General features: G+C 38.6%; 12 protein-coding genes. All 12 read left to right on the forward strand.

Translation table 11 applies throughout. The features are described from left to right. Positions 1–237: 237 nt before the first annotated feature. Positions 238–858 carry a hypothetical protein gene (locus AC6I9F_RS01655; protein ID WP_049532500.1) on the forward strand — a complete coding sequence of 207 codons (621 nt, stop codon included), beginning with the start codon at positions 238–240 and terminating at the stop codon, positions 856–858. Between the two features lie 84 nt (positions 859–942). Further along, positions 943–1,386, forward strand: coding sequence for a tRNA (adenosine(37)-N6)-threonylcarbamoyltransferase complex ATPase subunit type 1 TsaE (tsaE, locus tag AC6I9F_RS01660; protein WP_000288247.1), 444 nt, complete (start codon positions 943–945; stop codon positions 1,384–1,386). Further along, positions 1,376–1,894, forward strand: coding sequence for a GNAT family N-acetyltransferase (locus AC6I9F_RS01665; protein WP_061425432.1), 519 nt, complete (start codon positions 1,376–1,378; stop codon positions 1,892–1,894). The genes tsaE and AC6I9F_RS01665 overlap by 11 nt, the downstream gene beginning before the upstream one ends. A 7-nt stretch (positions 1,895–1,901) precedes the next feature. Further along, complete coding sequence (lytR, locus tag AC6I9F_RS01670) at positions 1,902–2,918, forward strand: glycopolymer--peptidoglycan transferase LytR (RefSeq protein ID WP_173225226.1); 1,017 nt, start codon at positions 1,902–1,904, stop codon at positions 2,916–2,918. An 83-nt stretch (positions 2,919–3,001) separates the two neighbouring features. Further along, on the forward strand, positions 3,002–4,258 hold the full coding sequence (locus tag AC6I9F_RS01675; RefSeq protein WP_262081031.1) for a competence/damage-inducible protein A: 1,257 nt from the start codon (positions 3,002–3,004) through the stop codon (positions 4,256–4,258). Positions 4,259–4,312: 54 nt separating this feature from the next. Next, positions 4,313–5,479, forward strand: a complete 1,167-nt coding sequence (gene recA / locus AC6I9F_RS01680; protein ID WP_498022352.1) for a recombinase RecA — start codon at positions 4,313–4,315, stop codon at positions 5,477–5,479. A gap of 114 nt (positions 5,480–5,593) precedes the next feature. Further along, positions 5,594–6,964: an MATE family efflux transporter gene (locus AC6I9F_RS01685; RefSeq protein ID WP_498022354.1), complete on the forward strand. Its 1,371-nt coding sequence runs from the start codon at positions 5,594–5,596 to the stop codon at positions 6,962–6,964. Positions 6,965–7,339: 375 nt separating this feature from the next. Next, entirely contained in the window at positions 7,340–8,290 is a 951-nt protein-coding gene (locus tag AC6I9F_RS01690) for an N-acetylmuramoyl-L-alanine amidase (protein WP_498022355.1), read from the forward strand. 370 nt (positions 8,291–8,660) lie between these two features. Continuing rightward, positions 8,661–9,005: a helix-turn-helix domain-containing protein gene (locus AC6I9F_RS01695; RefSeq protein WP_001056000.1), complete on the forward strand. Its 345-nt coding sequence runs from the start codon at positions 8,661–8,663 to the stop codon at positions 9,003–9,005. 12 nt (positions 9,006–9,017) lie between these two features. Then, positions 9,018–9,764: an ImmA/IrrE family metallo-endopeptidase gene (locus tag AC6I9F_RS01700; protein WP_498023158.1), complete on the forward strand. Its 747-nt coding sequence runs from the start codon at positions 9,018–9,020 to the stop codon at positions 9,762–9,764. Then, positions 9,757–10,305, forward strand: coding sequence for a PIN domain-containing protein (locus tag AC6I9F_RS01705; RefSeq protein ID WP_173274581.1), 549 nt, complete (start codon positions 9,757–9,759; stop codon positions 10,303–10,305). The genes AC6I9F_RS01700 and AC6I9F_RS01705 overlap by 8 nt, the downstream gene beginning before the upstream one ends. Positions 10,306–10,953: 648 nt before the next feature. After that, positions 10,954–11,457 (forward strand): PBECR4 domain-containing protein, encoded by a 504-nt coding sequence (locus tag AC6I9F_RS01710; protein WP_173233561.1) that lies wholly within the window; start codon positions 10,954–10,956, stop codon positions 11,455–11,457. The last annotated feature ends 79 nt before the right edge of the window (positions 11,458–11,536 follow it).

The following is an 11,536-nucleotide window of genomic DNA, read 5'->3' on the forward strand; positions in this document are numbered from 1 at the left end:
TATCAGCCTTATTTCAATTTATATTCTTCCAAAATTTCTTCAAACCACGTCAGCTCTATCTGCAACCTCAAAACAGTGTTTTGAGCAACCTGCGGCTAGCTTCCTAGTTTGCTCTTTGATTTTCATTGAGTATTAGTCTCTCGTGTTTGTTTAGCGTCTTAAAGAGACATTTGAGAAGATTAGAAACAGTTCTCTCTTTTCTCCTAGTATAATGATTGGTAGGAAGGGAGAGAAAAGATGAAATCAATGAGAATCTTATTTTTGTTAGCTTTAATTCAAATCAGTTTGAGTAGCTGTTTCCTATGGAAAGAATGCATCTTGTCCTTTAAACAAAGTACAGCTTTTTTCATCGGAAGTATGGTCTTCGTTTCAGGAATCTGTGCTGGAGTAAATTATCTTTATACCCGTAAGCAAGAAGTCCATAGTGTCCTAGCCAGTAAGCAGTCAGTGAAGCTTTTTTACAGTATCTTGCTCTTAATTAACTTGTTAGGAGCTGTTCTTGTCCTGTCAGATAACTTGTTCATCAAAAATACGCTGCAGCAAGAATTAGTTGACTTTTTATTGCCATCCTTCTTTTTCCTATTTGGACTAGATTTGCTGATTTTTTTACCCTTGAAAAAATACATGCGCGATTTGCTTGCTATGCTAGATAGAAAAAAGACAGTGTTGGTGACTATTTTAGCAACACTTCTCTTCTTAAGAAATCCAATGACCATTGTCTCACTTCTGATTTATATTGGACTGGGTTTGTTTTTTGCAGCCTATCTTGTCCCAAATTCGGTTAAGAAGGAAGTTTCCTTTTATGGTCATATTTTCCGAGATCTTGTATTGGTCATTGCTACGCTCATTTTCTTTTAGAGAAAGCTTGTTTTTATGGATGTTATGATGGTAAGTTTAGTAGGAAAATAGACACAAAAGAAAAGTTTTTGGTATAATAAGAGTATGTACACAAAAAATGAAGAAGAGCTACAATCCTTAGGGGAGCGTTTGGGTCATCTATTAGCAAAGAATGATGTTTTAATCTTAACTGGAGAACTGGGCGCAGGTAAAACGACCTTTACTAAAGGACTTGCGAAAGGATTGCAGATTTCTCAAATGATTAAAAGTCCCACCTATACTATCGTAAGAGAGTATGAGGGGCGTCTTCCGCTTTACCATTTAGATGTTTATCGTATTGGAGGAGATGCGGATTCTATTGATTTGGATGAATTTCTCTTTGGTGGAGGCGTGACTGTTATTGAGTGGGGAAATCTCTTAGGAGATGCCTTGCCAGATACTTATTTAGAGTTGGAAATTCTAAAAGAAGAAGACGGTCGCCGTTTAAATTTTCAGGCAAAGGGTTTGCGTGCAGAAAAACTCTTGGAGGAGCTTCAACATGGAGTATGAATTGCTCATTAGAGAAGCAGAGCCTAAAGATGCAGCTGAATTAGTGGCCTTTTTAAATCGTGTAAGTTTGGAGACAGATTTTACCAGCTTAGACGGAGATGGTATTCTCTTGACCAGTGAGGAGATGGAAGTATTCCTCAACAAGCAAGCTAGTTCGGACAATCAGATAACCTTACTTGCATTCTTAAATGATAAAATTGCTGGTATTGTAAATATCACAGCTGACCAGCGTAAGAGAGTTCGTCATATTGGAGATCTCTTTATTGTGATTGGAAAAAGATATTGGAATAATGGATTGGGAAGTTTGTTGCTAGAAGAAGCGATAGAGTGGGCACAAGCAAGTGGCATTCTGCGTCGTCTCCAACTGACTGTCCAAACTCGTAATCAAGCTGCAGTTCATCTGTATCAAAAGCATGGCTTTGTAATTGAAGGTCGCCAAGAGCGTGGAGCATATATAGAAGAAGGGAAATTTATCGATGTTTACTTGATGGGTAAACTGATCGATTAGTAGAAATATGGTTAAAAAAATTATTGGAATGGTGCTAGCTTTACTTTCTGTAACTGTAGTAGGAGCAGGTATTTTTGCTTATACTATTTATCAACAAGGGACAGAAACCTTAGCTAAAACCTATAAAAAAATCGGCGAAGAAACCAAGGTTATTGAAGCGACTGAACCTCTAACCATTCTGTTAATGGGAGTGGACACTGGAAATGCTGAACGAACTGAAACTTGGGTCGGTAGAAGTGATAGCATGATCTTGATGACAGTGAATCCTAAAACGAAAAAAACAACGATGATGAGTTTAGAGCGGGATATTCTGACCCGCATTGAATCAGGGAATGGTCAGGCTCATGAAGCGAAACTGAATTCAGCATATGCAGATGGTGGAGCGGAGCTTGCTATCGAAACCATTCAAAAAATGATGAATATCCATATTGACCGCTATGTGATGGTCAATATGAAAGGGTTACAAAAACTAGTGGATGCAGTAGGTGGTATTACGGTCAATAATACCCTAGGTTTCCCAATCTCTATCAGTGACCAAGAAGAATTTAATACCATTTCTATCGGTGTTGGGGAGCAACACATTGGGGGAGAAGAAGCCCTAGTCTATGCACGCATGCGTTACCAAGATCCTGAGGGAGATTATGGTCGTCAAAAACGCCAACGTGAAGTTATTCAAAAAGTCATGGAAAAAGCCCTCAGTTTAAATAGCGTTGGTCATTATCAAGAGATTCTAAAAGCTTTGAGTGACAATATGCAGACCAATATTGATTTGTCTGCAAAAAGTATCCCTAACTTGCTAGGCTATAAAGATTCATTTAAAACCATTGAAACTCAGCAGTTGCAGGGTGAAGGAGAGATGCTTCAAGGTGTTTCTTACCAGATTGTTTCGAGAGCCCATATGTTGGAAATGCAAAATCTACTCCGACGTTCTTTGGGACAAGAAGAAGTCACTCAGCTTGAAACCAATGCGGTTTTATTTGAAGATTTATTTGGCAGAGCACCTGTTGGTGATGAAGAGAATTAACTTTTGATACAAATAAAAAATCAATCGTGGGAAATTTCCTGCGATTTTTTCAAAAAAATACGAATAGATAGGTAGGAGGTAGCATGAAAGCAGAAATCATTGCTGTTGGAACAGAGATTTTGACAGGACAGATTGTCAACACCAATGCTCAGTTTTTATCAGAAAAACTAGCAGAGATTGGGGTAGACGTATATTTTCAGACGGCTGTAGGAGACAATGAAGCTCGTCTCTTGGCTTTGCTTGAGATTGCCAGTCAACGTAGCAGTCTGGTGATTTTGACAGGCGGTTTGGGACCAACTGAGGACGATTTGACCAAACAAACTCTAGCTAAATTTTTAGGGAAAGAATTAGTCTTCGATCCTCAGGCTCAGGAGAAGTTAGATGTCTTTTTCGCCCAGCGACCAGACTATGCCCGAACACCGAATAACGAAAGACAAGCCCAAATTGTAGAAGGAGCGACTCCACTGTCAAACGAAACAGGGTTGGCTGTGGGAGGAATATTAGAAGTAGACGGAGTGACCTACGTCGTCCTTCCAGGTCCACCAAGTGAATTAAAACCCATGGTCTTAAACCAACTTCTACCTAAGTTAATGACAGGGAGCAAGCTGTATTCCCGAGTTCTTCGTTTCTTTGGAATTGGAGAAAGTCAGCTGGTCACGATTTTGGCTGATTTAATTGATAATCAGACCGATCCGACCTTGGCACCTTATGCAAAGACAGGAGAGGTAACCTTGCGCTTGTCAACAAAGGTTAGCAGTCAAGAAGAAGCGAATCAAGTGCTGGATATTTTGGAAAATCAAATCTTGGATCGCGAGACCTTTGAAGGTCTTTCTTTACGAGAACTTTGTTATGGTTATGGGGAAGAGTCTAGTTTAGCTAGCATTGTGGTAGAAGAACTGAAAAAGCAAGGGAAAACCATCACGGCTGCAGAGAGTTTGACGGCAGGTCTTTTCCAAGCTACCGTGGTGGATTTTTCAGGAGCTTCAAGTATATTTAAGGGTGGTTTTGTGACCTATAGCTTGGAGGAAAAATCAAAGATGTTGGCTATTCCTGCCAAGGATTTGGAAGAACATGGTGTAGTGTCTGAATTTACAGCCCAGAAGATGGCTGAGCAGTCACGAATCAAGACCCGGTCTGATTTTGGTCTTAGTTTGACTGGAGTGGCAGGTCCAGATAGCCTAGAAGGGCACCCGGCTGGGACAGTCTTCATAGGCTTGGCCCAAGAGCATGGAACTGAGGTCGTCAAGGTTAATATTGGAGGCAGAAGTCGAGCAGATGTACGTCACATTGCGGTTATGCATGCCTTTAACCTAGTTCGCAAGGCTTTATTAAGTGACTAACTTTTGATATAATAGTAGATAGGTCTAAGGACCATTAGAATGTAGGAGAATAGAATGGCGAAAAAACCAAAAAAATTAGATGAAATTTCAAAAAAATTCGGGGCTGAACGTGAGAAAGCCTTGAATGATGCTCTTAAATTGATTGAGAAAGATTTCGGTAAAGGCTCAATCATGCGTTTGGGTGAACGTGCAGAGCAAAAGGTGCAAGTGATGAGCTCAGGTTCCTTGGCTCTTGACATTGCCCTTGGTTCAGGTGGTTATCCTAAGGGACGTATCATTGAAATCTATGGGCCAGAGTCATCTGGTAAGACAACGGTTGCCCTTCATGCAGTTGCGCAAGCGCAAAAAGAAGGTGGTATTGCTGCCTTTATCGATGCGGAACATGCCCTCGATCCAGCTTATGCTGCGGCCCTTGGTGTCAATATTGACGAATTGCTCTTGTCACAACCAGACTCAGGAGAGCAAGGTCTTGAGATTGCAGGAAAATTGATTGACTCAGGTGCTGTAGATCTTGTCGTAGTCGACTCAGTTGCGGCCCTTGTCCCTCGTGCGGAAATTGATGGAGATATCGGTGATAGCCACGTTGGTTTGCAGGCTCGTATGATGAGCCAGGCTATGCGTAAACTTGGTGCTTCTATCAATAAAACCAAAACAATTGCCATCTTTATCAACCAATTGCGTGAAAAAGTTGGGGTCATGTTTGGAAATCCAGAAACAACTCCTGGTGGACGTGCTCTGAAATTCTATGCTTCAGTCCGCTTGGATGTTCGTGGTAATACACAAATTAAGGGAACTGGTGACCAAAAAGAAACCAATGTCGGTAAAGAAACTAAGATTAAAGTTGTAAAAAATAAGGTAGCTCCACCGTTTAAGGAAGCCGTAGTTGAAATTATGTACGGAGAAGGAATTTCTAAGACTGGTGAGCTTTTGAAGATTGCAAGCGATTTGGATATCATCAAAAAAGCAGGAGCTTGGTATTCTTACAAAGATGAAAAAATTGGGCAAGGTTCTGAGAATGCTAAGAAATACTTGGCAGATCACCCAGAAATCTTTGATGAAATTGATAAGCAAGTCCGTTCTAAATTTGGCTTGATTGATGGAGAAGAAACTTCAGAACAAGATACTGAAAACAAAAAAGATGAGCCAAAGAAAGAAGAAGCCGTGAATGAAGAAGTCACCCTTGATCTAGGCGATGAACTTGAAATCGAAATTGAAGAATAAGCTGTTAAAGTAGTGGAGGAATCCACTGCTTTTTCGATTCTTTGTTCAAGTTTTCAGATTGCCTATAGTTTGCTGTTTCTTGTCGCTCCTCTAGAAAGCTGATATAATAGCCTTATGAATAAAAAACGAACAGTGGACCTGATACATGGTCCGATTCTTCCCTCGCTTTTGAGTTTTGCCTTCCCAATCTTGCTATCAAATATTTTTCAACAGCTCTATAATACTGCTGATGTCTTGATTGTTGGACGTTTTCTTGGACAAGACTCCTTGGCTGCAGTAGGGGCGACGACAGCGATTTTTGACCTGATTGTAGGTTTTACTCTTGGTGTTGGCAATGGCATGGGAATTGTCATTGCCCGCTATTATGGGGCTCGGAATTTCACTAAAATCAAGGAAGCAGTAGCAGCTACCTGGATTTTAGGTGCTCTTTTGAGTGTTGTAGTGATGCTGCTGGGCTTTCTTGGTTTGTATCCTCTCTTGCAATACCTAGATACCCCTGCAGAAATTCTTCCCCAGTCCTATCAATATATTTCTATGATTGTGACCTGTGTTGGTGTCAGTTTTGCTTATAATCTCTTTGCAGGCTTGTTGCGGTCTATTGGTGACAGTCTAGCAGCGCTTGGTTTTCTGATTTTCTCTGCTCTGGTTAATGTGGTTTTGGATCTCTATTTTATTACGCAACTGCAACTGGGGGTTCAATCTGCGGGACTTGCTACCATCATTTCGCAAGGTTTATCAGCGGTTCTTTGCTTTTATTATATCCGTAAGAGTGTGCCAGAACTTTTGCCTCAGCGCAAGCATTTCAAATGGGATAAGGCCTTGTACGCAGATCTCTTGGAGCAAGGTTTGGCTATGGGCTTGATGAGTTCGATTGTGTCTATCGGTAGTGTGATTTTACAGTCTTCTGTCAATACCTTTGGCGCAGTGATTATTAGTGCTCAAACGGCGGCTCGCCGCATTATGGCCTTCGCCCTCCTTCCTATGACCGCTATTTCTGCCTCGATGACGACCTTTGCTTCTCAGAATCTAGGAGCTAAGCGACCTGACCGTATTGTTCAAGGCCTTCGAATCGGCAGTCGTTTGAGTATGTCCTGGGCAGTTTTTGTTTGTGTTTTCCTCTTTTTTGCCAGTCCAGCCTTGGTTTCCTTCTTGGCTAGTTCGACAGATGGTTACTTGATAGAAAATGGAAGTCTCTATCTGCAAATCAGCTCAGCTTTTTATCCCATTTTGAGCCTCTTGTTGATTTATCGCAATTGCTTGCAGGGCTTGGGGCAAAAGATCCTTCCTCTGGTTTCTAGCTTTATCGAACTAATCGGGAAAATTGCTTTTGTGATCTTGATTATCCCTTGGGCAGGCTATAAGGGAGTTATCCTTTGCGAACCCCTCATCTGGGTTGCCATGACCATTCAACTGTACTTCTCACTGTTTCGTCACCCCTTGATAAAAGAAGGCAAGACCATATTGGCAACAAAAGTGTCATCATAGCTCGATTTGCTGAATAAAATCTCTTTCCTCTAGTGAAAATCGAAAAAACTTGTGTTCTCCTCTTTAGTTTGGTCTTGAAAACAGTTTAACAGACTTTTGACTTCTTTTATATGATATAATAAAGTATAGTATTTATGAAAAGGACATATAGAGACTGTAAAAATATACTTTTGAAAATCTTTTTAGTCTGGGGTGTTATTGTAGATAGAATGCAGACCTTGTCAGTCCTATTTACAGTGTCAAAATAGTGCGTTTTGAAGTTCTATTTACAAGGCCAATCGTGACTAGGATTGTATTCTTTATGAGGTAGAAATAAAGGAGTTTCTGGTTCTGGATTGTAAAAAATGAGTTGTTTTAATTGATAAGGAGTAGAATATGGAAATTGATGTGAGTAAATTAAGAACAGATTTGCCTCAAGTCGGCGTGCAACCATATAGGCAAGTCCATGCCCATTCCACAGGCAACCGTAACTCAACGGTGCAAAATGAGGCTGACTACCATTACAGAAAAGATCCTGAATTGGGCTTCTTTTCTCACGTAGTCGGTAATGGTCGTGTTATGCAGGTAGGACCTGTTGATAATGGTGCCTGGGACGTTGGGGGCGGTTGGAATGCAGAAGGTTATGCACAAGTTGAACTGATTGAAAGTCATGAATCAAAAGAAGAGTTTCTGATTGACTATCGCCTCTATATCGAACTCTTGCGCAATCTAGCAGATGAGGCTGGGATACCTAAAACGCTTGATACTGCTGATTTAGCAGGTATCAAGACACACGAATATTGCACCAATAACCAACCCGATAATAACTCAGATCACATTGACCCCTATCCTTATCTTGCCAAATGGGGTATTAGCCGTGAGCAGTTTAAGCAGGATATTGAAAACGGCTTGACGATTGAAGCAGGATGGCAACAGAACGATACTGGCACCTGGTATGTACACTCAGATGGTTCTTATCCAAAAGATAAGTTTGAGAAAGTCAATGGTACCTGGTATTACTTTGACGGTTCAGGATATATGCTTGCAGACCGCTGGAAGAAGCACACAGACGGCAACTGGTACTGGTTTGATCAGTCAGGCGAAATGGCTACAGGATGGAAGAAGATTGCTGAGAAATGGTACTATTTCGATGGAGAAGGTGCTATGAAAACAGGCTGGATCAAATACAAGGAGACTTGGTACTATCTTGATAGTCAAAATGGGGACATGGTTTCCAATGCCTTTGTCAAATCAAATGATGGATGGTATTACCTTAAAGAAGATGGCACGATAGCAGACAGACCAGAATTTACAGTCGAGCCTGAAGGCTTGATAACAGTAAAATAATAATGGAGTGTCTTTCAAATCAGAACAGCGCATATTATTAGGTCTTGAAAAAGCTTAATAGTATGCGTTTTCTTGTGGAGATATTTCCTTCAATTTTTGCTACTATATTAAATAAAAATCAAAAAGCAAACTAGAAAGTTATGCTCAAATAAAATCTAAATTTGACAATGTAAACCGAGTCGGATAGCTTTAAGTACTGTTTTGAGGTTGAAGATACGATTTTTGATAGGAACTCATCAAATAGGTTTACTATCATCAATTTTGGATTTTTAAGCAGCACCAATAAATTGCTTTCTTGTTTTGTCATAATTTTTTTATTTTAAAAATTGACTTTATGACAAGGGTGTGCTATTCTTTTTATGAGAGGTGTATGAATATGATAAATGTATGTGATGTTGGAAAAAGAATAAAAGAACTTAGAATATCTTCAAATCTTACTCAAGATAAGATTGCTGAATATTTGTCTTTGAATCAAAGCATGATTGCCAAAATGGAAAAAGGTGAAAGGAATATCACGTCGGATGTTATTGAGAAACTATCTGCCCTGTTTTGCTGTACGGTTGAATATCTTTTGTTTGGCGAACAAGCTGAACAACAGTGTGTCATATCGTTTAGAAAAAATAAAATAGTAGACCAAGATCTTAAAGTTTTAGCGAAAATCAATAAAATTGTATTGAATCAATTTGAGATAGATCAGCTATTGGAGACAAAATAAATGATTGATAAAATGGATTTAAGTAATAAAGCTTCAAATCTTAGAAAAAAGTTGGGAGCTGATGGTGAAGCGCCGATAGATATTTTTAAATTGGTACAAAAGATAGAAAATTTGACGCTGGTATTTTATGGACTCGGAAAGAATATTAGCGGAGTCTGTTATAAAGGAACTCAGTCCAGTCTCATTGTAATCAATTCAGACATGTCATTAGGAAGGCAAAGATTTTCTTTAGCACATGAACTGTATCATCTTTATTATGATGAGGTGAAGAAGAGTTCAGTCAGTTTTATTTTGATTGGTGAAGGAGATGAAACTGAAAGAAAAGCGGATCAGTTTGCTTCTTATTTTTTAATTTCCCCATCTTCACTGTATAGGATGGTTGAGGAAATCAGAGAAAATGCTAATAGAACTCATCTTGAAGTAGAAGATATTATAAAATTGGGTCAGTTTTATGGTATCAGTCATAAAGCTATGTTATATAGATTGCGGAATGATGGATACCTTGATGCAGAAGAAATTAAAAATATGGATATTAGTGTTATAGAGACAGCTTCAAGATTAGGCTATGATACAAGTTTATATCGTCCTTTGTCAGAAAGTAAAAAGGAAATGGTATTAGGATACTATATTAAATCGACTGAACAACTTTTAGAAAATAACAGAATTTCTCAAGGGAAGTATGAGGAACTGCTACTAGATGCTTTCAGATATGATATTGTATATGGGCTAGATGAAGAGGGGGAGTTGCCGTTTGACTAGTCGTGTATTTATTGATACAGATTGTATTTCAGCATTTTTATGGGTTGGCACTGAACATCTTTTAGAAAAGCTCTATTCGGGTAAAATTGTTATTCCACAAGAGGTGTATGATGAAATCAATATACCTACAATCCCCCATTTAAAATCTAGGATAGACCAGTTGGTAGCTAAGGGTTCGGCTGAGATTGTGAGCATAGACATTGGAACTGAAGAATACGCATTATATAGAAATTTAACAAGAAATCATGATAGTAACAAGGTTATTGGTAAGGGAGAAGCAGCTTCTATTTCCTTAGCGAAAAAGCATAATGGGATATTAGGAAGTAATAATCTAAGAGATGTTGAACCATATGTAGAAGAATTTTCTTTAGAACATATGACAACAGGAGATATACTGGTTGAAGCGTTTAAAGCGCAATTTATTACTGAACAAGAGGGCAATCATATCTGGAATAATATGCTTAAAAAGAGAAGGAAAATTGGGGCGGATTCTTTTTCAGACTATCTTCGTGGAAGTGTTCATCAAAATAGACAAAAATAAATTTGGATAAATCGAACTCACTATTCAGTAGGCATATGAGCAATTCGAAGAAGAAAAGTGTCAAATTGAGCCTATAGGAGTAGAAATGAAATAGTAAGTCCTGCATAGGGGATGAGAGAAAAGTTGTCCTTGAAGTTTCCCTGAACTATCAGTCGCATATCAAACGATATGTAGGGTGATGTGAGAGGGGATAGCGAGTAGTTTTTGGTTATTTTGTCAAAAAACTTGTATTTTATCATACTGAATGATAAAATGTAATAAAAATGATAGAATAAAGGAAAGCTTTTCTAAAATGTGTATCTCCCCACAGGATTCGTTCTTGTGGGATTTTTTTCGTTAAAGAAAGCGATAAATATTGACTTTTTTAAAGAAAGATGTCATAATTAAGTTGGAAAAAACGTAAAAGTATCACTTTTCTCGTTATCCCGACTCCCAAAACGTCGTTAAACAGCTCGGCAATCCATGGAGACATGGACACATAGTAGTAAGCACGCTATGTGGCTTGGCAGAGCTAAAAACTGTTCCCTTGCGATAAGCCTAATAAGCACAACATAGGGAGTTAGAGAAGCCGACTCTAATCATCCACTTTGGGCAGTAGTGAGAACTGCCCCGTGCTTTTTTTATTTTGAGAAAATATGGAGTTTGTCGTTGAAATTACTTGATTGTATTTTAGATTATCAAGAGAAATTCGATGGAAAAACATGTCAAGTATCAACGAATTATAAGCATTTAGAGACTTTCGAAGTAGATTTTTGCTTGACTGATTTACATCACTTATTTGGCTTGCACAAAATCACACGAGATTATGCTAGTCAAACAATACCTGCTATTCAAGCTGGTGTTTTTATTTTGGAAGAATATAAAAATAATCCCATGTACAACGATGTTATAGAAAGGATATCTTTGTATAGTTTTATCGGTGATATCTTCTATTCTAGGATAACAAGTTGTTGTATCCTAGCCAAAGATTTATCTAAAAACACTATGAAGTTGGACGTCATATTTTTTGAAGATAGAAACAAAAGATCCGCAATTTTAGGTTTACGAAGAGATAAAAGTGGAATGTTTAAACCGGTTACTCTACATTTTACAAGCGCTAAGAAATATGCTAAAGTTCGTAAAACAGATGTGAAAGAAATTAAATGGTTATAAAAAAACTTTTCGCAGGCTTCGGCTTGCGTTTTTTTGTTTGATAAAATTAAAAAAATGTACAAAAATAAGTAGAATTGAA

Source organism: Streptococcus nakanonensis, assembly GCF_059738785.1.

Coding starts and splice junctions, on each gene's coding strand:
- AC6I9F_RS01675 (WP_262081031.1), top strand. CDS start 3,002: ATGAAAGCAGAAATCATTGCTGTTGGAACAGAGATTTTGACAGGACAG.
- AC6I9F_RS01690 (WP_498022355.1), top strand. CDS start 7,340: ATGGAAATTGATGTGAGTAAATTAAGAACAGATTTGCCTCAAGTCGGC.
- AC6I9F_RS01665 (WP_061425432.1), top strand. CDS start 1,376: ATGGAGTATGAATTGCTCATTAGAGAAGCAGAGCCTAAAGATGCAGCT.
- recA (WP_498022352.1), top strand. CDS start 4,313: ATGGCGAAAAAACCAAAAAAATTAGATGAAATTTCAAAAAAATTCGGG.
- AC6I9F_RS01655 (WP_049532500.1), top strand. CDS start 238: ATGAAATCAATGAGAATCTTATTTTTGTTAGCTTTAATTCAAATCAGT.
- lytR (WP_173225226.1), top strand. CDS start 1,902: ATGGTTAAAAAAATTATTGGAATGGTGCTAGCTTTACTTTCTGTAACT.
- AC6I9F_RS01695 (WP_001056000.1), top strand. CDS start 8,661: ATGAATATGATAAATGTATGTGATGTTGGAAAAAGAATAAAAGAACTT.
- AC6I9F_RS01700 (WP_498023158.1), top strand. CDS start 9,018: ATGGATTTAAGTAATAAAGCTTCAAATCTTAGAAAAAAGTTGGGAGCT.
- tsaE (WP_000288247.1), top strand. CDS start 943: ATGTACACAAAAAATGAAGAAGAGCTACAATCCTTAGGGGAGCGTTTG.
- AC6I9F_RS01685 (WP_498022354.1), top strand. CDS start 5,594: ATGAATAAAAAACGAACAGTGGACCTGATACATGGTCCGATTCTTCCC.